The following is a 26,727-nucleotide window of genomic DNA, read 5'->3' as shown; positions in this document are numbered from 1 at the left end:
TCTTACGATGCAAAACGCGGCCGCCTATGGGGCGGGCCGCTGGGGTCGGAACTGCGGGGGCTCGACCACCCGCTATGCCAGCTTGGCACATCGTCGACGGCGTCCGGCCGGGTTTCTGCGGACGCCGGCCAACTGAAACATGATTGATACCGGCTTGATGCCGAGTTGAGACAAAATGTCGGCAGTGCAGCGGCGGCAGTGATCCGGACCATTGGCGAGGTTCATCCCGGGCCGCGCTGGCGTAGGATTGCGTCATACGATCAACCGGAGGAGAACAGGCCGTAGGGCCAGCACTATGAGTGAATCTTTGAACGGGCGGCTCAGGACCGGAAACGGGAACCAGCCGACCACCGAGTTCCCGCACACCTTACCGGGCACGCGCACGGAAGTTGTCACCTTCGACAACTCCGACCAGATGGTTCACTCGCTGGGCAGCCACGATGAAGCCCTGCGGTACATCGAGGAACAGTTCCAGGACGTCAACTTCCACGTCCGGGGCAACGAGCTTTCCATGACCGGTCCCGCAACCGTCATTCCCCGCATCATGCGCCTCCTTGAGGAAGTGCGCGGTCTTGTGGCGAAGGGGACATTGGTCACGCCTGATGTGCTCCAGCAGTTGGTGTCCCTCCTGCGGACCCAGTCTGTGCAGAACCCTGCGGATGTCCTGACCCACAACATTCTTTCCAGCCGTGGCAAGACCATCAGGCCCAAGACGCTGAACCAGAAAAACTATGTTGACGCCATTGACGACAACACGGTGATTTTCGGAATTGGCCCTGCAGGTACGGGCAAGACCTACTTGGCCATGGCCAAGGCCGTCCAAGCGCTCCAAATGAAGGAAGTCAGCCGGATCATCCTGACGCGGCCCGCCGTTGAAGCGGGGGAGAGGCTGGGATTCCTTCCCGGCACTCTGAGCGACAAGATCGACCCCTATCTGCGCCCCCTTTACGATGCCCTGCACGACATGATGGATCCGGAATCCATCCCGCGATTGATGGCGGCGGGCACCATCGAAGTGGCTCCGTTGGCCTACATGCGTGGTCGGACCCTCAACGACGCCTTCATCATCCTTGATGAAGCCCAGAACACCACTCCGGAACAGATGAAGATGTTCCTGACCCGGCTCGGCTTTGGCTCCAAAATGGTGGTCACCGGTGACGTCACGCAGATCGACCTGCCCTTCGGAGCAACGTCCGGGCTGCGTATTGTCCGGGAAATCCTGACCGGGATCGACGACGTGAATTTCTCCATCCTCGAGGCCGCAGACGTAGTACGGCACCGCCTGGTGGGCGATATCGTCTCCGCCTACAGCGCGTGGGATGATGCCCACAGCGCAGAGGCAGCACACACACCTAAACGTGGAGAACGTAAATGAGCATTGAAGTCAACAACGAGTCCGGCGTGGCAGTGGATGAAGCGCAGCTGGTGACGTTGTCCCGCTTCATCTTTGAGCGCCTGTATATCCACCCCCAGGCAGAGCTGTCCATCCTGCTGGTGGACGAACCCGCCATGGAGAAACTGCACATTGAGCTGATGGACGAGCCGGGAGCCACCGATGTGCTGTCCGTGCCCATGGACGAACTGACGCCCGGCACCCCGGACAAGCCAACTCCGCAGGGCATGCTTGGAGACATCGCGATCTGCCCGCAGGTGGCTGAAGTGCAGGCCCGCAACGCGGGCCACCCTACGCAGGATGAAATGCTGTTGCTGACCACGCACGGAATCCTCCACCTGCTGGGCTTTGACCACGCCGAGCCCGATGAAAAAGAAGAAATGTTTGGCTTGCAGCGGGAACTGCTGTCTGAATTCCTGGGCAAGGATGCCCCCATGGAGACCATGCAGTGACGTCGATCATTCTGGTCGGCATGGCGCTGGTATTCCTCAGCTTTGTTGCACTGCTGACTGCGGCCGAGGCTGCGTTCAACTTCCTGCCGCGGCATGAGGCCGAACAATCCATTGGCCGGAGCAAAGGCAAGGCCCTGGCCGGCATCCTTGAAAACCCGATCGCCCACATGCGGGCCCTGCGCTTTTGGCGTGTGTGGTTTGAAATGGCAGCGGCAGTGGCCGTCGCGGTTGTCCTCCACAGCCTGCTGGACAACGTCTGGCTCGCCGGGCTTGCGGCAACGGGCATCATGGCCGTGATCGGCTTTGTGCTCGTCGGCGTTTCACCCCGGCAATTGGGACGCGCGCACTCCGGACCCGTGGTGCGTTTCACGGCACCGCTGATCAGGTTCCTGTGCTGGATCCTGGGCCCGATCCCAGGATGGCTGGTGGCGCTTGGCCAAGCAGTAGCCCCAGGCGCTCCCAGCGGTGACGACGCTTTTGTCAGTGAGGAAGAGTTCCGCGAGTTTGTCGACCGTGCGGCAGAGTCGGACATGATCGAAGACAACGAAGCGGAGCTCATCCATTCGGTCTTTGACTTTGGCGACACTTTGGTGCGTTCCGTCATGGTTCCCCGCACGGACATCGTCAGCATCGCTACCGGCGCGGACCTTGAAACTGCCATGGGCTTGTTCCTGAGGTCGGGGTACTCGCGAATCCCTGTCATAGGTGAGAACACGGATCAGATCCGAGGCATTCTGTACCTCAAGGATGTTGCCGCAGCGATGTACCGCGGCGAACCGGGCTTGCAGGCGCACGACGTCGATTCGCTGGCCCGCGATGTCCGATACGTCCCCGAGTCCAAGCCGGTGAGTGATTTGCTGAGGGAACTCCAGCAGGAGTCCACCCACGTGGCCATTGTCATTGATGAATACGGCGGAACCGCCGGCCTGGTGACTTTGGAAGACCTCATTGAGGAAATCGTGGGTGAAATCGTTGACGAATACGATGCCGCAGCGGAGGAAGCCGTCGACCTGGGCGACGGGCAGTACCGGGTGAGCGCGCGAATGAGCATCGATGACCTTGGGGAACTGTTCGATATTGACCTCGACGACGACGAGGTGGACACCGTTGGCGGCCTCCTCGCAAAGGCGCTTGGCCAGGTTCCGATTGTTGGAAGCTCGGTTGAAGTGAACGGCGTGTTCCTTAAGGCAGATAGGCTGGAGGGTCGCCGAAACAGGGTCAGCCATATCATTGCGGCCGCCATGCCAAAGGAAGACACTGACCTTGAAGACCTTCTCGACGACGCCGACTCAACGCAACAGGGAGTTCCACGTGAGCAAGCAAAATAAGAAATTCGACGCCGATAGCGACTTCGGCGGCTTTCACGCGGGGTTCTCGGTGCTGGTGGGCCGGCCGAATGCGGGCAAGTCGACCCTGACCAATGCCTTGGTGGGCCAGAAGGTGGCCATTACCTCGGCCAAACCGCAGACCACGCGTCACACCATCCGCGGTATCGTCCACCGCGAGGACGCACAATTGATCCTCGTGGACACCCCGGGACTTCACCGTCCCCGGACCCTTTTGGGAAAGCGCCTCAACGAGCTTGTCGCCGATACCCTGGCCGAAGTTGATGCCATCGGTTTCTGCTTGCCCGCCAACGAGAAGATCGGCCCCGGCGACAAATTCATCGCAGCCCAGCTGGCCGCCGTCGGGCGCAAGCCGATCGTTGCTTTGGTGACCAAGACAGATCTTGTCGACAGGCAGGCTCTCACGGAGCAGCTGCTCGCTGTCGCAGCGCTCGGCCGTGAGGTTCTGGGTGAACAAGGCTGGGCCGACATCGTTCCGGTGTCAGCTGCCGATGGTTTCCAGGTTTCCACCGTCGCCGACGTCCTGATCAGCCACATGCCTTCCTCCCCGCCGCTTTATCCGGATGGTGAGCTCACAGATGAGCCGGAAGCGGTCATGATCGCTGAGCTCATCCGTGAAGCCGCCTTGGAGGGTGTCCGGGACGAGCTTCCGCACTCCTTGGCAGTTGTGGTGGAGGAAATCGTTCCGCGTGAAGGCCGGTCCGAGGACAACCCGCTCCTGGATGTCCGGGTGAACCTCTATGTCGAGCGTCCCTCGCAGAAGGCCATCATTATTGGCAAGGGCGGAAGCCGTCTGCGCGAAGTGGGAACCAATGCCCGCAAGGGTATTGAAACCCTGCTGGGCACGCGGATCTACCTCGATCTGCACGTGAAAGTCGCCAAGGACTGGCAGCGGGACCCCAAGCAACTGGTCAAACTAGGATTCTAGCCAGCAATGCTGGTTCCGGCGTGGCTCCCGGCCCGATAAGGAACTTCCCAGAAACGGCAACTATGATTGCGGGGATCGAGCTGTTTAAGGAAAGGTAAACCGAATAGTGCGACGTCGTGACGCCCGCCCAGAGGGCACCGGCACCGCAGGCCCCGTTGCGGCACGCCATGGAGCGGATGCTGACGGCACTCCGCGCCATATGAATGAACGCAAGGGACTGCCGCTCTGGTTGAAGATTGTCACCGGTGTGGTCTCGGTTGCCTTGGTTGCCGGCGTCGCCTTCGCTGCTTTCTGGTTCATCCGGCTGCAGACCAACATCACCAAGGCGCCGCTGAGCGCCGCGGAGTCACGTAACGCCGGCGATGCCTTGGCCAACGACAAGACAGACCGCCTGCAGATCCTGATCCTTGGCTCCGATACCCGTGACGGGAAGAACGCCGAGTACGGAAGTACCGAAGACTCCACAGGCTATGGCCACTCGGACGTCATGATGCTGCTGGACATTTCCGCTGACAACAAGCGGGTCAATGTCCTCAGCTTTCCCCGGGATTTGTTGGTGGATGTTCCCCAGTGCACGGACCGCACCAACAACCAGACCTTTCCTGCCCGCAGCGGCGTGATGATCAACGAAGCCATGGCAGAGGCCGGCATCGGCTGTGCCGTGGATACCGTCAATAAACTGACCGGCTTGGAAATCGACCACTTCATGATGGCCGACTTCAACGCCGTCAAGGAACTCTCCCACGCTGTGGGCGGCGTCAATGTGTGCGTGAGTGACCCCGTCTTTGATCCGGACTCCCGGCTCCGCCTGAAGAAGGGCGACTCACTGGTCGAAGGCGAACAGGCCCTGGCTTTCCTGCGCACCAGGCATGCGTTCGGCGATGGTGGAGACCTGGGCCGCATCAAGGGCCAGCAGGCATTCCTTTCTTCCCTGACGCGAAAGCTGAAGAGTGAAGGCACTCTGGGCAACCCGCAGCGACTCCTCCAGATCGCAGACGTAGTCACGCAGAATCTGACGGTCGACGAGGGCCTCGCTTCTGTACCGTCGCTGCTGACGATTGGTGGCCGCCTCAAAGACATTGATGTGTCCAAGGTGGCTTTTGTGGCCGTTCCCACGCAAGCTGCAGCAGTGGATCCAAACCGGCTGGAACTCGTTGAACCTCAAGCGTCCCAACTCTTCGCAGCACTGCGCGCGGACCTGGACCTGACCACGCCCGGGGCTACATCAACACCCACGCCTTCGGAAACCCCGGCACCCCAGCCCACGGCCACCACGCCTCCGGCGCCCGCCTACGACAAAGCCATCCAGCCTGTCTCTGTGGCCAACGGCAGTGGCGTGGGAACCAGGGCGCAGGAATTGATGACTGTTCTCACGGGCGCTGGATTTACCCAGGCAGTGAGCTACCTGGCCAACCCGGTGGACCAAACCGTGCTCTACTACGGGCAGGGATTTGCCGATGTGGCTGCAGATGTGGCCAAGCTCTACGGCATCCCGGCTGCCCAGGTGCAGGAGGCCCCCGGAGTGGCTGGCGTGCAGCTCTATGTGGGTACCGACTTCACTACCGGTACCGCCTACGGAGCAGCTTCGGTCCCGTCCAACGTGGTCAACCAGACGGCCAGCGACGCCGTGTGCCAGCAGGTGAACCCGCTCTACATCGATCAGTAAGCGAGGATCAGTACCTCAAGAGCCATTGCCGGTTCAAAGCGAAGGCCGGGCCAGTTGCGTAACTCGCCCGGCCGTCGTCGTCCTGCTTCCTACCAGATGCTGACGCGTTCCCCGGGTTCCGCCCACATGCCGTCCGACTCAGCCACTTCGAATGCTTCATGGAATGCATCGAGGTTCTTGGCGATTGCGTTGGTCCGGAACTCGTTGGGGGAGTGGGGGTCCGTGGCAAGCCTGCGGATTGCTTCCTCGGTCCGGATTACCTGACGCCACCCGGCCGCCCAGGACATGAAGAACCGTTGCGGACCGGTGAAGCCATCTATAACTTCCGGTTCCTTGCCATCAAGGCTGAGAAGGTATGCCTTGTAGGCGATGGTGAGGCCGCCCAGATCGCCAATGTTCTCACCCAGGGTGAGTTTGCCGTTCACCTTGTGCTCTGGGGCGGCATACGGTGAGAGAGCATCGAATTGCGCTACCAGCTTGGCGGTGAGTGCTTCGAATGCTGTGCGATCCTCCTCGGTCCACCAATTTCGCAACGCACCGCTGCCATCGAACTGCGATCCCTGGTCGTCGAAGCCATGGCCGATTTCGTGTCCGATCACTGCCCCGATTCCACCGTAGTTCACGGCGTCGTCCGCCTCGGCGGTAAAGAACGGCGGCTGGAGGATTGCCGCCGGGAACACAATCTCATTCAACATCGGGTGGTAGTAGGCGTTGACCGTCTGGGGCGTCATCAGCCACTTCGTCAGGTCGACGGGCTTGCCGATTTCGTCCAGATGGCGGTCAACGTCGGCGTCATGCGCGCGTTCAACATTTCCGAGAAGGTCATTGGGGTCAATCTCCACTGCGGAATAGTCGATCCACTTTTCCGGGAAGCCAATCTTGGGACGGAACGCATCCAACTTCTTGAGGGCTTCCTTCTTCGTCTCCTCACCCATCCAAGCCAAGGAAGAGATGCTCTCGCGGTAGGCCGCAATCAGGTTGGCCACCAAGGATTCCATCCGGGCTTTGTGACCGGGAGGGAAGTGCCGTTCGACGTAGATCTGACCGACTGCCTCACCCAGCGCAGCTTCCACGACGGCGACTCCGCGCTTCCAGCGTTCTTTGTTTTGCGGGGTACCGCTCAGGGTGGTGCCGTAGAAGTCGAAGTTTGTGTCCACGAACGCAGACGACAAATAGGGGGCGGCCGAACTGAGGACGCGGAGTGTCAGCCATTCCTTCCAGGCCTGCAATGGTTCGGACTCCAGCAGCGCGGCGGCGCCAGTGAAGAAGTCCGGGGTGCTGACAACGATCTCCCGCCGTTTCGCCGCGTCGACCCGAGCTGCGTCGAACCACGTGTCGAGCCAGGGGAACAACTCTGTGGCCTCTTCCGCAGATCTGAGGTTGTACGTCTTCTGGGGATCCCGGAGCGTGACGTTGTCCCAGTGATGCGAAGCCAGTGCCGTCTCAAGCGCGACGACGCGCTGTGCAGCCTCGGCGGCATCGGGAATGGAAGCGAGCGTGAAGAGTTTTTCGATGTAGCTGCTGTACGCCGACACAATGCCGGCGAACTTGTCGTCGCGGTAGTAGGACTCGTCGGGCAAACCCAAGCCGCCCTGCCCGATGTACAGCAGGATTCGTTCCGGGTTCCCGGCATCCGGCGCGGGATAGATGGAGAAGAGGCCGGACACATCCGAACGGAAAAGACGGCCGATCAAAGCTGCCAGGTCCTTGGGAGAGCTCACTGCGCTGACCTCGTCAAGGCGGCCCCGCACGGGTGCGAGTCCCTTTGCCTCTGCCGCAGCCTCGTCCATGAAGCTGGCGTAGAGGCCGCCAACCTTTTGTTCAATACCGGTGGCCGATTCGCCTTTGCCGGCGGCCTCTTCGATGATTGCCTTGACTGCGAGCTCGGCCCCGTCACGCAGGGCGGTGAAAGTTCCTTCCAACGGCCGGTCATCCGGAATCGTAGTGCTGTTGAGCCACGCGCCGTTGACGTGCTGGTATAGGTCGTCCTGGGGCCGGACGCTGTGGTCGATATTCGAAAGAGTGATCCCCGACTGTGGCACTGTGGCTCCTTGTGTGGACGCTGCAGCTGGTGTCGCCACCGCCGCGGCGTCTGCATAGTGGACGTTGCATGAGGTGTTGCACTGTCATCATACGCACCGTGTTACTGTAATTTTGTGCGTGCGGAAATGCTTCTTCTTAGCTGCCGCGGCGAGGCCTGAAAGCTATCTGACGCTGGGCCATCCTCGCCGCGGAGTTTCGTTGTGTCCGGCTAAGCTTTCATTCAGTTCTTAGAGAAAAGGCCACACGTCATGCGTAATGCACAAAAGCCCTCCGGTATGCCCACCCACCGTTACCTGCCGTTCCAGGACCAGATCACGGTCGAGGTCCCGGACCGCACTTGGCCGGACAAGGTCATCACCAAAGCTCCGCGCTGGTGCGCCGTTGACCTGCGGGACGGCAACCAGGCGCTGATCGACCCGATGAGCCCGGCACGCAAGCTGAAGATGTTCCAGCTGCTGGTCAAGATGGGCTACAAGGAAATCGAGGTCGGCTTCCCGTCGGCATCGCAGACGGACTTCGATTTCGTCCGCCAGCTCATCGAGGGCGGCCACATTCCGGACGACGTCACGATCCAGGTATTGACCCAGGCGCGTGAGCACCTGATTGAACGGACCTACGAGTCATTGGTAGGTGCCAAGCAGGCGATCGTCCACCTGTACAACTCCACCTCCGTATTGCAGCGCCGAGTGGTCTTCAACCAGGACGAAGACGGCATCCTGGATATCGCGCTGCAGGGTGCGCGTTTGTGCAAGAAGTACGAAGAGACGCTGACCGACACGCACATCACCTACGAGTACTCGCCGGAGTCCTTCACGGGAACCGAGCTCGAGTATGCTGCACGCGTTTGCAACGCCATCGCCGACGTCTTTGAGGCCTCAGCCGATAAGCAGGTCATCATCAACCTGCCTGCCACGGTGGAAATGGCTACGCCGAACGTCTATGCCGACTCGATCGAGTGGATGCACCGTAATCTGCACCCGCGCGAAGGCATCATCATTTCGCTCCACCCGCACAATGACCGCGGCACGGGAGTTGCTGCAGCCGAACTCGGTTACCTGGCCGGTGCGGACCGTATTGAGGGGTGCCTCTTCGGCAACGGCGAACGCACTGGCAACGTTGACCTGGTCACGCTGGGGTTGAACATGTTCGTGCAAGGCGTTGACCCCATGATCGATTTCTCCGACATTGATGAAATCCGCCGGACAGTGGAGTACTGCAACCAGTTGCCTGTGCCGGAGCGCTCTCCCTACGGTGGCGATCTCGTCTTCACAGCGTTCTCGGGTTCGCACCAGGACGCCATCAAGAAAGGCTTCGAGGCTCTGGAGAAGGACGCCGCCGCTGCCGGCAAGCCCGTGGATGATTTCACCTGGCAGGTGCCCTACCTGCCGATCGATCCCAAGGACCTGGGTCGCAGCTACGAGGCTGTCATCCGCGTCAACTCCCAGTCCGGCAAGGGTGGCGTTGCCTACTTGCTGAAGAACGAGCACAATTTGGACCTGCCGCGGCGTGCCCAGATCGAGTTCTCGGGAGTTATCCAGCGACGCACGGACGCCGTGGGTGGCGAAGTCAGCGGGTCCCAGTTGTGGCAGATCTTCCAGGATGAGTACCTGCCCTCGGACGAAGAGCAGGCCCAGTGGGGCCGTTATACCTTGGGCAGCGTGAGCACCGAGACCGACGAGTCCGGCGCAATGACCATGAATGCGAACCTGCGGATCGAGGGTACTGAGGTTCGGCGCACCGGGCATGGCAACGGTCCCATTGCGGCCCTGTTGGACATACTGCACCAGGACGGCGTCGATGTCCGGGTTCTCGACTACAGCGAGCACGCGTTGTCGGAAGGCGGCAGCGCCAGTGCCGCCGCGTATGTTGAATGCGCCGTCGGAGAGCGTGTCCTGTGGGGAGTGGGAATTGACCCGAGCACCACAACGTCGTCCCTCAAGGCACTGATCTCGGCTGTGAACAGGGCCGTTCGGGACGCCCAGGCCTAGGCCCCGGCCGTGTGGTGACAGGAAACTCTGTCACCACACGGTCCGGCAACCGTCCCGGGTCCAGGCATAGTGCGAAGATTAGATGTGGCCAATCCATCGTTTGCAGCCCGGTCCTACCGGGACGATGCCGTGGTTCTCCGTACCCACAAGCTGGGCGAGGCGGATCGCATTATTACCTTGCTGACCAAGCACCATGGGCAGGTCCGTGCCGTGGCAAAAGGGGTCCGCAGGACCAGCAGCCGTTTCGGCGCGAGGCTTGAGCCCTTCATGGTGGCCGACCTTCAGCTGGTATCCGGCCGCACGTTGGACATCGTCACCCAAGCAGTGGCGAAAGGTGCCTACGGAAGCAGCATTGCTGCCGACTACGGCAGATTTACGGTGGCTGCCGCCATGACGGAGACAGCAGAAAAGCTGACCGACGCAGACACGGAATCGGGCACGGCCCAATACAACCTTCTGGTAGGTGCGCTGGCGGCCCTGAGCCGTTCGGACCACCCTCCGGAGTTGATCCTGGATTCCTATCTTCTGCGCGCGTTGGCCACGGGAGGCTGGGCCCCCAGCTTCACGGCCTGTGCACGGTGCGGTAAACCGGGACCCCACACAGCATTTGCTGCTCCGGTGGGCGGAATGGTCTGCGGCGACTGCAGGCCACCCGGATCACCGGCGCCGGCGGCTGAGACCGTGGTACTCCTGGGCGCTTTGTTGACAGGCAACTGGGAGGTCGCGGACGTTTCCGACCCGCGGCACCGCAGGGAAGCCGCCGGGCTGGTGGCGAGTTACCTGCAATGGCATTTGGAACGGGCCTTGAAATCACTCAAACACGTGGAGCGAAGCTGACAGTGGCACTTGGAAAGAAAAGCAAGACAACAGCGGCAAGGACTGCGCCGGTCGTCGCTCCTTACGGGCATCCATCCGGAGCGGTGCCGCCAGCAATTCCAAGTGAGCTTATCCCGCAGCACGTGGCCATCGTCATGGATGGCAATGGCCGATGGGCGAACCAGCGTGGATTGCCACGGATCGAGGGACACAAGGCCGGCGAACCTGCCCTCCTTGATGTGATGGCCGGAGCCATCGAACTGGGGATCAAGTACGTCAGCGTCTACGCTTTTTCTACAGAGAACTGGCGCCGTTCGCCCGAGGAAGTCCGCTTCCTCATGGGATTTAACAAGGATGTGTTAAGGCGGCAGCGGAACCAGCTGGACGACTGGGGCGTCCGGATCCGGTGGGCCGGCCGGCGGCCGCGGCTTTGGGGTTCGGTCATCAAGGAACTCGAAGAGGCCGAGGAATACACCAAGGGCAATGACACCTGTACCTTGACCATGTGTGTTAATTACGGCGGGCGGGCCGAGATTGCCGATGCCGTATCGGCCATTGCGCAGGACGTCGCAGCCGGCCGCTTGAAGCCTGGCTCTGTCTCGGAGAAGACCATACAGAGGTATCTGGACGAGCCCGATCTCCCGGACGTGGATCTCTTCCTCCGGAGTTCGGGGGAGCAGCGACTGTCCAACTTCCTGCTCTGGCAGTCCGCCTACGCGGAGTTCGTCTTCATGGACACCCTGTGGCCTGATGTGGACCGGCGCACCTTGTGGGACGCCGTCGAAATCTACGCCAAACGGGACAGACGCTACGGCGGGGCCGTCGATGCTGCCCCGGCAGCGGAATAGCACACGTGGGCTACATCAATACGGGTAGGCAGCCAGCCAGACGGCGACGTCCCGGTACGCCTGCTGCCGGACAGTGCGACGGGACAGGAAGACGTCGTGGAGCGCACCCGGATACCGGAACACTGCTGTCCGCCGGGCAAGGCCGAGAGCACGCCGGGAGGTCTGTTCGACGTCGATGACGGCGTCTGCGCGCATAAGGTCCGAGGTCCATTCCGCCTGAATCCTGGTGCGACCAGACAGGAGAACCAGGACAGGTGCGTCAATGTTCAGCTTGCGCTCCACTGCCGCGTGCCCCGCCAGTACTGCCTTGGTCCAACCGGCGCGAATGGGGAAGGACGTGCGCGGACGCCAGACCGGGTCCAACATCCATTCGCCGTGTGCCTCATTGCTGACGCTCTCCCAGTACGCCGGCATTTCCGGGAAGCGGAAGGGTCGTTTCGGGTCCGTGCGGGCAAAAGGTTCCACCAGGTGCATGGCGATGCTGCGGACGAGGCTGCTGCCCTGGAGTTCCAGCCAGGGGGAGTTAAGTACGAGGGTGCCGACCTTGCCCGGGTTGCGGTCGGCCCAGAGTGCCGCGATCAGCCCGCCAAGGGAGTGGGCAATCACGTGGATCGTAGGCGGAACAGGGTTGTTGGTCCGTTCTGCCACATCTGCTTCAATCGCCCGGAGGGCCGCGGACAGGTCTTCGTCGTAGACACCGAGATCCGAGGTGTAGCCGGGGGTTTGTCCCGGGAGCAGGCTTCTGCCGAATTTGCGGAGGTCCAGGGCATAGAACATAAAACCAGACGCGTTAAGGTACTCGGCCAGCTCGGTTTGGAGGAAGTAGTCTGCCCACCCGTGGAGGTAGAGCACCGCTCGCGGCGCCCCGCCGGACTCGGGCGGAGTACGGCGCTTTCTTTTTGCGAAGGTCGTCAGGAAGTCGAGGATTCCGTGCGGGGCGGTGTCCCCGGTGGGTGGCGAGTGCCGCACCAAGGTGGCTTTGACCGGGCCCTCTTCGTCAGTCCCCAAGGGCAAATCCAGGCTCTCGTAGTTGTGGCCCAGTACATCCGGCCCCCACTGTATTCCGGCGTTACCTGTAGCCGTCATGCATCCCCCTTCTGTTGGTGTTCCATGCTGTGGTGTTCCTGGGCCGGGTGCTCCGGCACGGTGGTTTCCGGCACGGTGGTTTCCGGCACGCTGCCTTGCGGGCCGCCATAGCGCATGTATCCACTGATCCAGCGGCCCAGCCTCGCATAAGCGTCCTGCCGCACTGCAGGTGCCGAAAGGAAGACATCGTGGAGCCCGCCATCAATGCGTTCCAGGGTGACTGTCCGGCCCAGTGCCATGGCCCGGAGGGCGATAATGCCGACATCCAAGACGGCATCGGAGCGACGCATCGATTCCTGCCACACCATGCCATTGGCGCTGGCCGCAGATGTAAGGACCAAGACCGGCATCTGCAGGTTCAACCCTTGCGATACCAGCGCATGGCCCGCGAAGACGGCGCTGAGCCAGCCTGCCCGGACAGGGAAGGCAAGCGGGGGCCGGTACTTCTCGTCCAGCGCCCATTCACCCTCGGCGCTGCTGCTGATGCTCCGGAAGTAGAAGCCTCTCTCCGGCAGCCTCAGTATGGTTTCAGGACGAAGTTTGGCCAAGGGCGCCAGCACAGTGTGCACGGCACGACGAACCAACGAATGACCGTGCATTTCCAGCCATGGACTGTCGAGGACCAAGAATTGGAGTTTGTCCTGATGCCGGCTTGCCCATAGCGCTGCAATCAATCCTCCGGTTGAGTGTCCCATCAAGGTCAGACTGCCCGGAGGGACGCCGGCACGGTCAGCACGGATGAGTTCCAGGGCTCCGTCGATTTCGGCGTCGTAGTAGGCCAAGTCAGCCACGTAGCCACCCGGGCTGTCCGATCGAAGACTTCGTCCGTGGTTGTGCATGTCAAGGGCATAGAAGTCGTAACCCTGGCCCGCCCAGAACCGGGCCAACTCCGTATTGAAGAAGTAGTCGCTCCAACCGTGCAGGAACAGCACGGCACCATAGGGGGCGTTTCCAGCCCCCGGACCTTCGTGCGGCCGGGCAGGCAGTTCCGCCCTGTGACGGATCAGAGTGGCGCGGCGGACGACGCCGTCAGGCCCTGCCGCCTCAAAACTGCAGGATTGAAAGTCCTTTCCCAGGATGTCAGGGGTCCACTCCATGGCCCTAGCTTAGACACTGGCGGCGGCTTCCCGCCCCGCGGCCCTCCCGCTGAAGAGACAGCCGCCGAGGAAGGTTCCTTCCAGGGCACGGTACCCGTGGATGCCGCCTCCGCCGAACCCCGCCGCCTCGCCGGCAGCGTAGAGGCCCGCTATGGCTTGACCGTCATCGTTGAGCACCCTGGACTTCAGATCCGTCTGGAGGCCGCCAAGGCTCTTTCTGGTGAGGACGGACAGGCGGATGGCTATTATGGGGCCGTGAGCCGGGTCCATCAGACGGTGCGGGGGCGCGACGCGCATCAATTTATCCGTGGCAAATCGCCGTGCAGCCCTGATTGCCGCGAGTTGGGGGTCCTTTCCCAAGCCGCTGGACACTTGGCGGTCACGTGCTTGGACCAGGGCCTCAAGGGACCCGGCATTGATCAGCTGGTTGCCGGTTAGTTTGTTCATCCCTGCAGCGAGTTCCCGCACCGATGCGGCCTGGATGAAGTCTTCGCCCTTGTCCAGGAAACGCTGGATGGGGGAGTCGGCGCCGGGTTTCAGGCGTGAAGCCAACAGACGGACATCCTTGCCGGTCAGATCCGGGTTCTGTTCCGATCCGGACAGGGCAAGCTCCTTGAGCGCGATGGTCCGATTAAGGACAAACCAGGAATACCCGTGGTTGGTCGCGACAATGTGGCGCAAAGCGCCCAGTGAATCGAAGCCGGGAAACAGCGGGGCGGGCAGCTGGGCTCCGGTGGCGTCCAGCCACAGGGACGACGGGCCCGGAAGGATGCGGATGCCGTGCTGTGGCCAGACGGGATCATAATTGCGGATTCCCTCCGGGTAGTGCCACATCCTGTCACCGTTGATCAACGAGCCACCCGCTGTCGCTACCGCCGGAAGGAACCCGCCGTCCACTGACGCGGGCACACCGCTGAGCATCTCCGCAGGCGCCTTTCCCCCTGGCCATTGCCGCCTGACAACCTCGTGGTTGCCGCCGATCCCTCCGGTGGTCACCACCACCGCCCCCGCATTCACTTCGAAGTCTCCGACGGTGACCCTGGACGATGCCTGGCCCCGGACCGCCGTCGACTGTTCCAGGACCTGGCCGGCCACCCCGGTGACCTTTCCCGCCGTCGTCGTCAGGGCTGCGGCGCGGTGCCTGAAGCACATCCGCACCTTTCCCGCGGCTACACCCTCCTGCACTTTGGCCAGGAAGGGTTGGACGAGCGCCGGACCTGTTCCCCACGTGACGTGGAAGCGGGGCACCGTATTGCCATGACCCTGCGGTCCGTAGCCTCCCCGCTCCGCCCACTGGACCAATGGAAAGATGCCGACGCCCAGGTTCCTGAGCCAACTCCTCTTCTCGCCGGCTGCGAAGTTGACATAGGCCTCGGCCCAGGCCCGCGCCTGCGTATCGGCGGGCCGGTCGAAAGCGGCGGAGGCGAACCAGTCAGACAACGCGAGCTCGGTACTGTCCTTGACGCCGAGCCTGCGCTGTTCCGGGGTGTCGACCATGAAGAGGCCGCCGAAGGACCAGTGGGCCTGACCGCCGAGCGAGGCTTCCGGCTCCTGGTCCAGCACGATGACGCTCTTTCCGGCGGCATACGCTGTGGCAGCGGCCACGAGCCCCGACAGGCCGGCGCCGACTACTGCGATGTCGGCAGTCATGGGCTGATGTTCATGATGTGCGTCACTATCTACCGGCGGCATGCGTACATGCTAGCGGCTTCCATGGTCACGGGTTTGGCGAGTAGTCCCCGAACGGCAAAACTAGGATCATGCGTGTTTACCCCACATTCTTCAAGTTGGCCTTTTCCTGGATGGATGCCGAGAAGGCCCACAAGATCGGTTTCCAGGGAATCCGGCTTGCCCACCGTTCGGGCGCCGGCCGGATCCTGGCAAAGCTGACTGCGCCTGATGCCTCCTTAAGGACGGAGGCGTTGGGCCTCACTTTTCCGTCGCCGTTCGGTTTGGCCGCCGGCTTCGACAAGGAAGGCCACGGCATTGAGGCCCTGTCCGAGCTCGGTTTCGGCCATGTGGAAGTTGGCACCATCACCGGACAAGCTCAGCCGGGCAACGAGAAGCCCCGGCTGTTCCGCCTGATCGAGGACCGCGCTGTTATCAACCGCATGGGATTCAACAACGACGGCGCCGCGGCAGTTGCGCCGCGGCTTAAGTCGGCACGGGCTGCTTTGCAAAGGCAGTACCGTGACACACGGCCAATCATCGGGGTCAACATCGGCAAGACCAAGGTAGTGGAGCTGGAGGACGCCACTGAGGACTACCTGGTGAGTGCAAGGACCCTGGCTCCGGCGGCGGATTATCTGGTGGTCAACGTCAGCTCACCGAACACGCCTGGCCTCCGTCTGTTGCAGAACGTCGAAACCCTCCGCCCGCTCCTGAGGGCCGTCGGCGACGCCGCCGATGAGTCCGCGGGGCGGCATGTGCCGCTGCTCGTCAAGATTGCTCCGGACCTGTCCGATGAAGACATTGACGATGTCGCCCGCCTGGCGCTGGACCTTAAGCTTGATGGCATCATTGCCACCAACACCACGATTTCCAGGGGCGGCCTCATGTCTGATCCCGCAAAGGTTGATGCCCTCGGTGCCGGTGGATTGTCCGGGGCGCCCCTCAAGCAGCGCTCCCTGGAGGTTCTGCGCCGCCTCAAGGAAGCGGTCGGCGATCAGCTCGTTCTCATCGCTGTTGGTGGCGTAGAGACACCCCGCGATGTGCAGGACCGGCTGGATGCCGGAGCAACCTTGGTGCAGGGATACACGGCCTTCCTCTATGAAGGTCCGTTCTGGGTTTCCCGCATCAACAAGGGCCTGGTAAAGCTCCGCAAGCGGTCATCCCGCTAAAGCGCAAAAGCAGGAGACCCCGGACCAATGGTCCGGGGTCTCCTTTTGAATGGTGTGGCTACTAGGCCGGGTACTGCCCGCGCTTCACCTGTGGCTTGGGCAGGCGAAGCTTGCGGAACTGGAGCGCACGCATGCAGCCGTACCAAACGGATCCGCGCTCAACCTCGCCGAATTTTGCTGTCAGCTGTTTGCGGAGCTTGCGCGACAGGATGAACACGTCAACGAAGACTGCGAGGAACATGATCCAGAAGCCGACAAGGACGTAGCTGATGCCGGCGCTGGTGGGCGGAATGATCAGCGAGATCACGACGAACAGCAAAGCTCCGAACATGAGGTATTCGCCCAGGCTGAAACGGGCATCGACGTAGTCGCGCACGTACCGCTTCTGGGGTCCCTTGTCCCGTAGGGGGAGGAACTTCTCGTCACCGGTGTCCAGGGCCTGGCGCATTTTCTGGCGCTGGTCCTGAATTGCCACCCTTTCCGCAGCCTTCGAGGCCTTGCGGTCGGTGGGCACCAGGGGGCGTTTCCGGGCTGCTTCCTGGGCCTTCCGCTTGGGCGTAGGGGTGCCCTTACCGGCACCCGGTCCCGGGGCGGTGGCGTAGGCCTGGTCTACTACTGACTGAGCGCTGGGCTCTTCCTTTTTACGTCCGAACACCCATACAGAATACCCTCGGCGAGGTGGCGCACGTTACCTCGTGGGAGGTTGGCCGGGGTTATGGGTCCGGTCAGCCCGGCCTTGCATCCCGCGGGGGCTTGTTACCCGGAGGTAAAGTGTGGGCCATGACTTCAGCGCATGCGGAGAACCCGCAGAACAAGCAACAGCACTCCGGCGACATCCCGGTCGAGGAACTGGAGAAGGCGGTCAACGAGGCCTTCAACTCCACCATGGATTCCCTGAAGAACCTGGTGTCCATTCCCGGCATTGCATGGCCCAGCTTCGACCCCAATGAACTCGATCGAAGTGCCGAGGCCGTATCTTCCCTGGTACAGGCCGCCGGCATGCCGGACGTCCGTATCCTGAGGTGCAACAAAGCCGACGGTACCCCCGGCGGCCCTGCCGTCGTCGCCCGTCGACCCGCCGCGGACGGCAAGCCCACCATCCTTCTGTACGCCCACCACGACGTACAGCCGCCGGGTAACCGGGATCTGTGGACCTCTGAGCCCTTTATGGCGGAAGAACGGGACGGCCGTCTGTACGGGCGCGGTGCGGCCGATGACAAAGCAGGCATCATGGCCCACCTGGCTGCTTACAGCGCCGTCAGCGAAGTTCTTGGCGAAAAGTTCGGCCTCGGCGTGACCTTCTTCTTCGAGGGCGAGGAAGAGGCGGGCTCGCCCACTTTCCGCACCTTCCTTGAGGAACACCAGGAGCTGCTCCGTTCGGACGTCATCGTGGTGGCCGATTCGAGCAACTGGAAAGTGGGTGTTCCGGCCCTGACTACCAGCCTCCGTGGCTTGGTGGACGGCACGTTCGAAGTCCGCGTCCTGGACCACGCCGTCCACTCAGGGATGTTCGGTGGGCCGGTTCTGGACGCTCCTACGCTTCTGTCACGCCTGATCGCCACACTCCACGACGACGACGGCAACGTGGCAGTCGCCGGGCTGGTGGGGCGTGATGACGTGGTGGTCGACCTCACCGAAGAGGACTACCGCGCCGACGCGTCAGTGCTCGACGGCGTGCGGCTCGCCGGGAGCGGGACCATCGGTTCGCGCCTCTGGACCAAGCCGGCGTTGTCCATCATCGGCATGGATGTACCGGCCGTCGACGTGGCCTCCAACACCTTGATTCCCGCAGCACGTGCCAAATTCAGCATGCGCCTGGCCCCTGGCCAGGACCCCGAAGCTGCCATGGACGCTTTGAAGAACCACGTTGAGTCGAGGGCGCCATTCGGAGCCAAGGTGACATTTACGCCGGGGGAGCGCGGGAACGCCTTCAGCACCGACACGACCTCATCTGCCGCCCGTGTCGCTTTGTGGGCCTTGGAACAGTCCTGGGGCGTGCAGCCGGTGGAAATGGGAATCGGCGGGTCCATTCCCTTCATTGCCGACCTCCTGGAAATGTATCCGGACGTCCAGATCCTGGTGACAGGGGTGGAAGATCCCGATTCCCGCGCGCATAGCGCCAACGAATCCCTCCACATCGGCGACTTCCGCCACGCAGTGTTGGCTGAAGCGTTGATGCTTGCACGTCTGAATGCCGAGGGGCTGGGGGCTTAGTCCCTGTTTAGCAGGGAACAAGGAAATGCTGTCAGTGGTTACGTCTGGAGTTATAGCAAAGCGTCTGCGCGACGTAGCATTAGCTATAACCCGTATGTAATTGGGTAAGGGCAGGCAGCGTCCCGGCGCCGCCTCCAGAAGCTTCATAAGAAGGTAGGCCAATGAGCACTGCAACCAACGAAAACAGCACCGGAACACAGGTCGTCACCAGTGACGAACTGCCCACGCACGAGGTCAATCTGACCGACGTCGCAGCAGGCAAGGTCCGCAGCCTCCTCGAACAGGAAGGGCGCACCGATCTTCGGCTGCGCGTTGCAGTCCAGCCTGGCGGATGCTCCGGCTTGATCTACCAGCTCTACTTTGACGAGCGCATGCTCGACGGAGACGCTGTGCGTGACTACGACGGTGTCGAGGTCATCGTGGACAAGATGAGTGTCCCTTACCTCAGCGGTGCAAGCATCGACTTTGAAGACACCATTTCGAAGCAGGGCTTCACCATTGACAACCCGAACGCCGGCGGGTCTTGCGCCTGCGGTGATTCGTTCCACTGATGTGAGCCATCGCCGCATGTCGGCGCCCCTCCGGGCCGCTTCAAAAGCGTTCGGAGCCACGGCGCTGACATGTGCGCGAAAACCGCCTGATAGCGGTAAGCTCTACATCGGGTAGTAAAACTTTTAGTGTGCCCGGTGAGCCTTCGGCCTGCCGGGAGACAGCAACAAGAGGAAGGGCCGTCTGTGAGTTCGCAGAACCGAACCGGCAGCCGACGCATAAAGATCACCTCGATCACTGGCTTGGCACTCGCCGGCGCGTTGGTTTTGACCGGATGTTCACCAGAGGTAGAGAAGGGTTGGCTGCCTACAGAGCGCGGCACGACCAACCACACTGACCGGATCATGGACCTCTGGGTCAACTCATGGATCGCCGCCTTGGCAGTCGGTATCATCACGTGGGGCCTCCTGGTCTGGTGCATCATTGCTTACCGTCGCCGTAAGGGCACCACGGGATTCCCCAAGCAGCTCAGCTATAACCTGCCGCTCGAGGTCTTCTACTTGACCATCCCGCTGTTCATGGTGCTGGTGTTCTTCTACTTCACCGACCAGGACCAGCGCGCGATCGACGATCGTTCACAGCCTGCAGATGTCGTTGTTGATGTCCGCGGAAAGCAGTGGGCCTGGGACTTCAACTACAAGCAGGGCCAGGTCATCTCCGAGGACCTCCACGAAGCCGGCGTTCAGGCTCACCTGACGGGCGCCGAAGTGGACAAGGAACTGCTCCCCACCCTGTACTTGCCGGTTGGCAAGTCCGTGGACCTGGAGCTGAACTCCCGCGATGTCATTCACTCCTTCTGGGTTCCCGCCTTCCTTCAGAAGCGCGACATGATCCCCGGCAAGACGAACTACATCCGGTTCACTCCCACCAAGGAGGGCACCTTCGATGGAAAGTGCGCCGAACTCTGCGGTGAATATCACTCCGAAATGCTCTTCCGCGTCAAGGTTGTCTCCGAGTCTGAGTTCAAGGCCCACATGGACAAGCTCCGCCAGGATGGCAACACGGGCCTGCTCGGTGCGGAATACGACCGCAATCCGAACCTGAACGAAAAGTAAGGGGAGCGACGTGGCTACTTACACTCAATCCGCCGGGACCCTTGAGGCTCCCGTAGTTCCTAAATCCAAGGGACGCATTGTCGTCAACTGGATCACCTCCACGGACCACAAGACCATCGGGTACATGTACCTCATTGCGTCGTTCGTGTTCTTCTGCCTCGGTGGCGTCATGGCGCTCCTGATCCGTGCAGAACTGTTCGAGCCGGGCATGCAGATCCTGCAGACCAAAGAGCAGTACAACCAGATGTTCACGATGCACGGCACCGTGATGCTGCTGATGTTCGCAACCCCGCTGTTCGCCGGCTTCGCCAACGTCATCATGCCGTTGCAGATTGGTGCCCCGGACGTTGCGTTCCCGCGTCTGAACGCCCTGGCGTTCTGGTTCTTCCTCTTCGGCTCCACCATCGCCGTATCCGGCTTCATCACCCCGCAGGGTGCTGCCAGCTTCGGTTGGTTCGCTTACGCACCGTTGTCGAATACGACATTCAGTCCGGGTGTCGGTGGTGACCTGTGGGTCTTCGGGCTCGCGCTCTCCGGTTTCGGAACCATCCTTGGTGCCGTCAACTTCATCACCACCATCATCTGCATGCGCGCTCCGGGCATGACCATGTGGCGTATGCCGATCTTCACCTGGAACACCCTGGTGACGGCAATCCTCGTCCTCATGGCCTTCCCGCCGCTTGCAGCTGCACTCTTCGCCCTTGGCGCTGACCGCCGCTTTGGTGCCCACATCTTCGATCCCGAAAACGGCGGTGCCGTCCTCTGGCAGCACCTGTTCTGGTTCTTCGGCCACCCCGAGGTGTACATCATCGCCCTGCCGTTCTTCGGTATCGTTTCCGAGATCTTCCCGGTCTTCAGCCGGAAGCCGATTTTCGGTTACAAGGGCCTTGTCTACGCAACCATCGCCATTGCAGCTCTGTCCGTGACCGTGTGGGCCCACCACATGTACGTGACCGGTTCCGTCCTGCTTCCGTTCTTCGCTTTCATGACGATGCTGATCGCAGTACCGACGGGCGTGAAGTTCTTCAACTGGATCGGCACCTTGTGGCAAGGATCCATCACATTCGAGACGCCTATGCTCTGGAGCATCGGCTTCCTGGTGACGTTCCTCTTCGGTGGCCTGACGGGCATCATCCTGGCATCGCCGCCGCTGGACTTCCACGTTTCCGACTCCTACTTCGTGGTCGCCCACTTCCACTACGTGGTCTTCGGTACCGTCGTGTTCGCCATGTTCGCCGGCTTCTATTTCTGGTGGCCCAAGTGGACCGGCAAGATGCTGAACGAACGTCTCGGGAAGATCCACTTCTGGCTGCTGTTCCTCGGCTTCCACGGCACGTTCCTGATCCAGCACTGGCTGGGTGTTGAAGGTATGCCGCGTCGCTACGCCGACTACATGCCGCAGGACAACTTCACGTGGATGAACCAGTTCTCCACTATTTCCTCCTTCGTCCTGGGCGCTTCGCTGCTGCCGTTCTTCTGGAACGTCTACATCACGTGGCGCAGCAACAAGAAGGTTGAAGTAGATGACCCGTGGGGCTTTGGTGCTTCGCTGGAATGGGCAACCTCGTGCCCGCCGCCGCGCCACAACTTCACTTCCTTGCCCCGTATTCGCTCCGAACGCCCGGCCCTGGATCTCCACCACCCGGAGTTGGCCCAGGTGCACACCGCCGAGGCTCCGTCACCCGCAGCAGCAGTTCTGGGTAACGCCGACCAGAGGGACGTCAGCAAATGAAAATTGAATCGTGGCTCTTCGGAGCCGGAGTCTTCTTCTTCGTACCCGTAGCGATTGCGTACGGCTTCCTGACCGAATGGTCCGAGTGGGTTGGCGTGCTCGGCATCCTGCTCGTAGGTGGCCTCGCAGGCATGATCGGTGCTTACCTTGGCTTCACAGGCAAGCGCATCGGAATGCGCCCGGAGGACCGTCCTGACGCAGAGATCCACGAGGGTGCGGGGGAGCAGGGTCACTTCAGCCCCTGGAGCTGGTGGCCCCTGGTTCTTGGCCTCTCGTGTGCAGGTGGATTCCTCGGCTTGGCCGTAGGTTTCTGGGTAACCTACGTGGCCGGTGGCCTGGCCATCGTTGCCTTGATCGGCTGGGTCTTCGAATACAGCCGCGGCGACCACGCCCACTAGCAGTTCCAGAACGGCAATAAGGATGGGCCCTACCAAAAGGTGGGGCCCATCCTTATTTGTGTATTCAGGGTTCTTTTTCGCGTCCGGCATCCCCGTGTGATGGGTGATCCGCGCGCAACGTAGCCTCAGCGGGCCTCAGGAGCCTCCAGGACGGAGGAAAGAGCAGCAAGGGCATTCCGTGCCGTCCAGAGAGTTTGAGAGTCCGTGAGCGCATCGGGGGCGACCTCAAGAAGAACTTCACATCCGTGGCCGAAGTCCTCTGTCATGACCTCGAGCAGAGATCGGGCGTCGACCGGCTTGCCGTCTGTCTTCCGGATTGTCACGGGCAGTCCTGTCTCCGTGACGGCACGGACAAAAACTGCTGCCGCGCGGGCATGAAGGCCGATCTCAGCGGCGACTAAGGCTTTCTGCTGCGGCAAGCCAGCTCCTTTGCTACGGCGGTTTACTCCGCCAGGAAATGATCCATACAAGAGTAGCCGCCATCCCGGGAAGCCCACCAGTTCAATGTCCGCTGGTCTAGACCTGTGGCTGTCTGTCTTATCCTTGAAACATGACTCAATTGCTGGATTTCTGCTGTGGCTGACGCAGCCGGCATTGCTGGCGAGATTGACCGTTCCAGCAGCACGCCCATCTACATTCAACTGCGTGAAATCCTTCGTACCTTCATTGGGCAGTCGTGTCCGCCGGGTTCGGCCCTTCCTTCCGAACGGGATCTCTCGGAGCGCTTTGGCCTTGCACGCATGACTGTTCGACAGGCCATCGATGCGCTGGTCGGCGAAGAAGTCATAGAGCGGGTCGTAGGCTTGGGAACTTTCGTGAGGAAGCCCAAGCTGGACCTTCAGGTGAAGCTGACCTCCTACAGTGAGGAAATGCAGCGGCGCGGCATGGTCCCGGCCGCCAAGGTTCTGAGTTTTGAACAGATTGCAGCCAGTGCGTTTCTGGCGCGGGAACTGCAGCTCGACGAGGGAACGCCCCTGGTTCGGTTCCGGCGGCTTCTCCTGGCCGATAACGAGCCCATGAGCGTGGACGAGAACTTCATTCCGGCACACCGCGTTCCAGGACTTCTCGATGAGGCCCCGCCAACGTCGCTGTACAACGTTCTGAGCGAACGGTATGGCCTGGTCATGGAGTGGGGCGAGGACATGATCGAGGCAACGGCTGCGTCACCGTCCACTGCAAGGTTGCTGAACGTGGACGTCGGATCGCCGCTGCTGAAGATCCAGCGCCATGCCTTCGTTGCGCGTGCAATGGTGGACTATTCCGTCTCCTACTACCGGGCCGACAGGTACAAGCTGTGGGTACCCTTGCAGCGGCCTGGAGTGCGTCCAACGCGCAATTATGCATCGGGATACCGGACCACGCAGTAGAGCCTGCCCGGCGCACCGTCGGGTGGCTGTTGGGTAGCCGTCGGGTGGCTGTCGGGTGGGCCTCCGCACCATCGGTGTGGGACTGGACATCCGACCCCTTCCAGCGTTCTTTGAGATCCAACAACAGAAGGGGCACAGTCCGCATGGACTGTGCCCCTTCTGTTGTCGAGGTCCGGGCCGTTAGTGGCTCAGGCTCTTTTGCTCGTCGGCCGCTTCGATGGCCTCGTGGTGGCCATGTGCGTGCGCGGCTTCAAGTTCCGCAGGCGTTGCCGGAGCAACGCGGTCTTCGAAGAACCAGCGGGAAAGCGCTGCACGGCGCTTTTCCTTGCGGGTTACTACGCCATGCTCGTTCGGCTGCGCCGGCAGGGGAGCCGGTGATTCGAAGCCTACGAGCTTGTAGCGCTTGTACTCGTCCAGGGGTGCGTGGACTTCGATGAACTCGCCGTGCGGGAGCCGAACGATACGTCCGGTTTCGCGACCGTGGAGTGCAATTTCGCGGTCCTTGCGCTGGAGAGCCAGGGCAATTCGCTTGGTGACGATGAAGGCGATGATCGGGCCGATGAAGAACAGCGTCCGCAACCAGTACGTCACGTCATTCAGTGACACGTGGAAGTGAGTGGCAATGAGGTCCGAGCCGGCCGCGGCCCACATAACGCAGTACCAAGTGAAACCGGCCACGCCGATCGCAGTGCGGGTGGGTGCATTGCGGGGGCGGTCCAGAACGTGGTGTTCACGGTTGTCCTTGGTGACCCAGCGTTCGATCCATGGGTACATGAACAGAACGGTGAAGATGATTCCCGCAGGAACCAGGGCCGGAAGAAGCACGTTCAGCGTGAGCGTGTGTCCAAAGACGATCCACTCGAAGTGGAAGTTGTTGATGACACCCGGCATAAGGCGAAGGGCGCCGTCGACGAATCCGATGTACCAGTCAGGCTGGGTGCCGGCCGAGACAGGGGAGGGGTCGTAAGGCCCGTAGTTCCAGATCGGGTTGATGGTGAACGCTGCCGCCATGAGCGCCAGAACACCGAACACGATGAAGAAGAAGCCACCGGCCTTGGCCGCGTAAACCGGGCCGAGGGGGTAACCGACGACGTTGCCGTCGTTGCGGCCCGGGCCAGGGTACTGCGTGTGCTTGTGGACAACCACCATGAAGAGGTGGATCACGATCATCAGCAGGATGAGGGCGGGCACCAGGAGGATGTGGAGCACATACAGGCGGCCGATGATGGCCGTACCCGGGAACTCCCCACCGAAGAGGAAGAAGGAGATGTACGTTCCGATGACCGGAATCGACTTGATCACGCCGTCGATGATGCGCAGGCCGTTACCGGACAGCAGGTCATCGGGGAGGGAGTAACCGGTGAAGCCGGCAGCCATGGCGAGGATCAGCAGGACGCCGCCCACAACCCAGTTCATTTCGCGGGGCTTGCGGAAAGCGCCCGTGAAGAAGACACGCAGCATGTGAACGCCGAGGGATGCCACGAACAGCAGTGCTGCCCAGTGGTGTACTTGGCGCATGAAGAGACCGCCACGGACATCGAACGAGATGTTCAGCGACGAGTTGTAGGCAACAGACATTTCGACGTTGTACAACGGCGTGTAGGAACCCTGGTAGTGGGTTTCTGCCATGGACGGATCGAAGAAGAAGGTCAGGAAGGTACCCGACATCAGCAGGATGACGAAGGAATACAGCGCCACCTCACCGAACATGAACGACCAGTGGTCAGGGAAGACCTTCCGGCCGAACTCGCGCAGGATGCCGGAGCCGCCAACACGCTCGTCTACAAAGTTGGTGAAACTACCAACCTTGGTCTTCGGAACGAAGGGGGCTTCAGCTGTTGATGAGGCGCTCATGCTCGTCACGCTCCCAGTAACTCGGTCCTACAGGTTCTCTGAAGTCGCTGGTAGCGACGAGGTAGCCCTCTGCATCAACCGCGATAGGCAGCTGGGGAAGCGGACGGCTGGCCGGCCCGAAGATGACCTTGCATTCCTGCGTGAGGTCAAAGGTGGACTGGTGGCACGGGCACAGAAGGTGGTGCGTCTGCTGCTCGTAAAGAGCGACAGGGCATCCGACGTGCGTGCAGATCTTGGAGTAAGCAACGATTCCGTTGTAGCTCCAGCTCTCGCGTCCCTCGGAAGGATTCAGCGAGTTCGGGTCCAGACGCATCAAGAGGACAACGGCCTTGGCCTTTTCGTTCAACTTGCCCTCGTGGAGCTCGTTGAGGCCCTCGGGGATAACGTGGAAGGCCGAACCGATGGTGACATCCGAGGCCTTGATGGGTGTGCCATCGGGGTCGCGGGTCAGGCGCTTGAGCTTGCCGCCCTCCGGAGCCCACATGGTGTGCGCCAGAGCCTTGTCAGGACGCGGACCCAAGTCGCCAAAGATGGCAAGAGCGGGCAGGGGAGCCAAAGCGACAGCACCAAGAAGGGTGTTGCGGATCAGCGGACGGCGCTTGATGCCGGTTTCCTCGACGATGTCGTCGACGATGCGCACAGCTGCCTGGCGGTCCTCTTCGGTACGGATAGCGTGGCGCTCTTCAGAGACTTCGTGATCGGGCATCAGGGCCTTGGCCCAGTGCACGATGCCGGTGCCGATACCGAGCATCGCGAAGGCCGTGCCGAGGCCCAGAAGAAGGTTCTGGGTGCGGATGGTTGCAATGGTGGTGTCGTCGCCAAGGTCAATGGCGAAGTACGCCACCAGGAAGACCAGCGTTCCGATGACGGAGGTGCCAAACAGAATGGCTACCTGACGCTCGGCGCGCTTTGCGGCTACCGGGTCCGTGTCAGCCAGGCGCAAACGATGCGGAGGGAGTCCAGGATCCTGGAACTTCTCCACCTCATTCTGACCAGCCGTAGCTACGGTGCCCGAGTGGTTCGGACTGCCGTCACTATGGTTGCCCATAATTCGC

23 protein-coding genes are annotated in these 26,727 nt (G+C 61.6%); 15 read left to right on the top strand and 8 right to left on the bottom strand.

Annotation, left to right across the window (positions count from 1 at the left end; all coding sequences use genetic code 11):
* Nucleotides 1-295: 295 nt before the first annotated feature.
* The 5 genes from JMY29_RS10605 to JMY29_RS10585 all read left to right on the top strand — a co-directional run bounded on the left by JMY29_RS10605 (nt 296) and on the right by JMY29_RS10585 (nt 5,785).
* Complete coding sequence (locus JMY29_RS10605) at nt 296-1,375, top strand: PhoH family protein (protein ID WP_189075536.1); 1,080 nt, start codon at nt 296-298, stop codon at nt 1,373-1,375.
* Complete coding sequence (ybeY, locus tag JMY29_RS10600) at nt 1,372-1,845, top strand: rRNA maturation RNase YbeY (RefSeq protein WP_018777700.1); 474 nt, start codon at nt 1,372-1,374, stop codon at nt 1,843-1,845. Before JMY29_RS10605 ends, ybeY begins: the two co-directional genes overlap by 4 nt.
* Nucleotides 1,842-3,173 carry a hemolysin family protein gene (locus tag JMY29_RS10595; protein WP_018777699.1) on the top strand — a complete coding sequence of 444 codons (1,332 nt, stop codon included), beginning with the start codon at nt 1,842-1,844 and terminating at the stop codon, nt 3,171-3,173. The genes ybeY and JMY29_RS10595 overlap by 4 nt, the downstream gene beginning before the upstream one ends.
* Nucleotides 3,157-4,119: a GTPase Era gene (gene era / locus JMY29_RS10590; RefSeq protein WP_018777698.1), complete on the top strand. Its 963-nt coding sequence runs from the start codon at nt 3,157-3,159 to the stop codon at nt 4,117-4,119. The genes JMY29_RS10595 and era overlap by 17 nt, the downstream gene beginning before the upstream one ends.
* Before the next feature lie 106 nt (nt 4,120-4,225).
* The gene (locus JMY29_RS10585; protein WP_026267157.1) at nt 4,226-5,785 is read left to right on the top strand and encodes an LCP family protein; all 1,560 of its coding nucleotides are present in this window, start codon (nt 4,226-4,228) and stop codon (nt 5,783-5,785) included.
* A gap of 89 nt (nt 5,786-5,874) precedes the next feature.
* Here JMY29_RS10585 and JMY29_RS10580 read toward each other — a convergent pair whose 3' ends face one another.
* Nucleotides 5,875-7,827, bottom strand: coding sequence for a M13 family metallopeptidase (locus JMY29_RS10580; protein WP_189075537.1), 1,953 nt, complete (start codon nt 7,825-7,827; stop codon nt 5,875-5,877).
* 249 nt (nt 7,828-8,076) lie between these two features.
* On the opposite strand from JMY29_RS10580, the gene leuA reads away from it, so the two are divergent.
* From leuA to JMY29_RS10565, 3 genes are all read left to right on the top strand, one after another.
* Nucleotides 8,077-9,816, top strand: coding sequence for a 2-isopropylmalate synthase (leuA, locus tag JMY29_RS10575; protein WP_026267156.1), 1,740 nt, complete (start codon nt 8,077-8,079; stop codon nt 9,814-9,816).
* A gap of 84 nt (nt 9,817-9,900) precedes the next feature.
* Nucleotides 9,901-10,653: a DNA repair protein RecO gene (gene recO / locus JMY29_RS10570; protein WP_018777694.1), complete on the top strand. Its 753-nt coding sequence runs from the start codon at nt 9,901-9,903 to the stop codon at nt 10,651-10,653.
* Between the two features lie 2 nt (nt 10,654-10,655).
* Nucleotides 10,656-11,480, top strand: coding sequence for an isoprenyl transferase (locus JMY29_RS10565; RefSeq protein WP_026267155.1), 825 nt, complete (start codon nt 10,656-10,658; stop codon nt 11,478-11,480).
* Nucleotides 11,481-11,495: 15 nt separating this feature from the next.
* Here the strand turns inward: JMY29_RS10565 and JMY29_RS10560 are convergent, their stop codons facing one another.
* Genes JMY29_RS10560 through JMY29_RS10550 form a run of 3 tightly spaced genes read right to left on the bottom strand, consistent with a single transcriptional unit; the run spans nt 11,496 to nt 15,313 of the window.
* Entirely contained in the window at nt 11,496-12,566 is a 1,071-nt protein-coding gene (locus JMY29_RS10560; protein WP_189075538.1) for an alpha/beta hydrolase, read from the bottom strand.
* Nucleotides 12,563-13,663: an alpha/beta hydrolase gene (locus JMY29_RS10555; RefSeq protein WP_189075539.1), complete on the bottom strand. Its 1,101-nt coding sequence runs from the start codon at nt 13,661-13,663 to the stop codon at nt 12,563-12,565. The genes JMY29_RS10560 and JMY29_RS10555 overlap by 4 nt, the downstream gene beginning before the upstream one ends.
* A gap of 9 nt (nt 13,664-13,672) precedes the next feature.
* Entirely contained in the window at nt 13,673-15,313 is a 1,641-nt protein-coding gene (locus tag JMY29_RS10550) for an FAD-binding dehydrogenase (protein ID WP_189075540.1), read from the bottom strand.
* 110 nt (nt 15,314-15,423) lie between these two features.
* On the opposite strand from JMY29_RS10550, the gene JMY29_RS10545 reads away from it, so the two are divergent.
* Nucleotides 15,424-16,503, top strand: a complete 1,080-nt coding sequence (locus tag JMY29_RS10545) for a quinone-dependent dihydroorotate dehydrogenase (RefSeq protein ID WP_039241323.1) — start codon at nt 15,424-15,426, stop codon at nt 16,501-16,503.
* Nucleotides 16,504-16,564: 61 nt separating this feature from the next.
* On the opposite strand, the gene JMY29_RS10540 is transcribed toward JMY29_RS10545, so the two are convergent.
* Entirely contained in the window at nt 16,565-17,158 is a 594-nt protein-coding gene (locus tag JMY29_RS10540) for a DUF3043 domain-containing protein (RefSeq protein ID WP_039241322.1), read from the bottom strand.
* Nucleotides 17,159-17,283: 125 nt separating this feature from the next.
* Here JMY29_RS10540 and JMY29_RS10535 point away from each other — a divergent pair, with 125 nt between their 5' ends.
* The 5 genes from JMY29_RS10535 (at nt 17,284) to JMY29_RS10515 (ending at nt 22,451) form a co-directional block, all read left to right on the top strand.
* Nucleotides 17,284-18,717 carry a dipeptidase gene (locus tag JMY29_RS10535; protein ID WP_039241486.1) on the top strand — a complete coding sequence of 478 codons (1,434 nt, stop codon included), beginning with the start codon at nt 17,284-17,286 and terminating at the stop codon, nt 18,715-18,717.
* Nucleotides 18,718-18,878: 161 nt separating this feature from the next.
* On the top strand, nt 18,879-19,268 hold the full coding sequence (locus JMY29_RS10530; RefSeq protein WP_018777686.1) for a HesB/IscA family protein: 390 nt from the start codon (nt 18,879-18,881) through the stop codon (nt 19,266-19,268).
* Between the two features lie 183 nt (nt 19,269-19,451).
* Nucleotides 19,452-20,321, top strand: a complete 870-nt coding sequence (ctaC, locus tag JMY29_RS10525; protein ID WP_018777685.1) for an aa3-type cytochrome oxidase subunit II — start codon at nt 19,452-19,454, stop codon at nt 20,319-20,321.
* Nucleotides 20,322-20,331: 10 nt separating this feature from the next.
* Complete coding sequence (gene ctaD, locus JMY29_RS10520) at nt 20,332-22,053, top strand: aa3-type cytochrome oxidase subunit I (RefSeq protein ID WP_018777684.1); 1,722 nt, start codon at nt 20,332-20,334, stop codon at nt 22,051-22,053.
* The gene (locus JMY29_RS10515; RefSeq protein ID WP_018777683.1) at nt 22,050-22,451 is read left to right on the top strand and encodes a cytochrome c oxidase subunit 4; all 402 of its coding nucleotides are present in this window, start codon (nt 22,050-22,052) and stop codon (nt 22,449-22,451) included. The genes ctaD and JMY29_RS10515 overlap by 4 nt, the downstream gene beginning before the upstream one ends.
* 125 nt (nt 22,452-22,576) lie before the next feature.
* Here JMY29_RS10515 and JMY29_RS10510 read toward each other — a convergent pair whose 3' ends face one another.
* Nucleotides 22,577-22,870 carry an HPr family phosphocarrier protein gene (locus JMY29_RS10510; RefSeq protein WP_018777682.1) on the bottom strand — a complete coding sequence of 98 codons (294 nt, stop codon included), beginning with the start codon at nt 22,868-22,870 and terminating at the stop codon, nt 22,577-22,579.
* A gap of 156 nt (nt 22,871-23,026) precedes the next feature.
* On the opposite strand from JMY29_RS10510, the gene JMY29_RS10505 reads away from it, so the two are divergent.
* Nucleotides 23,027-23,818: a GntR family transcriptional regulator gene (locus JMY29_RS10505; protein ID WP_018777681.1), complete on the top strand. Its 792-nt coding sequence runs from the start codon at nt 23,027-23,029 to the stop codon at nt 23,816-23,818.
* A gap of 180 nt (nt 23,819-23,998) precedes the next feature.
* On the opposite strand, the gene qcrB is transcribed toward JMY29_RS10505, so the two are convergent.
* Nucleotides 23,999-25,672: a cytochrome bc1 complex cytochrome b subunit gene (gene qcrB / locus JMY29_RS10500; protein WP_018777680.1), complete on the bottom strand. Its 1,674-nt coding sequence runs from the start codon at nt 25,670-25,672 to the stop codon at nt 23,999-24,001.
* Nucleotides 25,650-26,720, bottom strand: a complete 1,071-nt coding sequence (gene qcrA / locus JMY29_RS10495; protein WP_018777679.1) for a cytochrome bc1 complex Rieske iron-sulfur subunit — start codon at nt 26,718-26,720, stop codon at nt 25,650-25,652. Before qcrA ends, qcrB begins: the two co-directional genes overlap by 23 nt.
* Nucleotides 26,721-26,727: the final 7 nt, after the last annotated feature.

This window comes from Paenarthrobacter nicotinovorans (assembly GCF_021919345.1).
GTDB classification, from domain to species: Bacteria; Actinomycetota; Actinomycetes; order Actinomycetales; family Micrococcaceae; genus Arthrobacter; species Arthrobacter nicotinovorans.
This window is presented reverse-complemented; position numbering and strand designations above follow the sequence as displayed.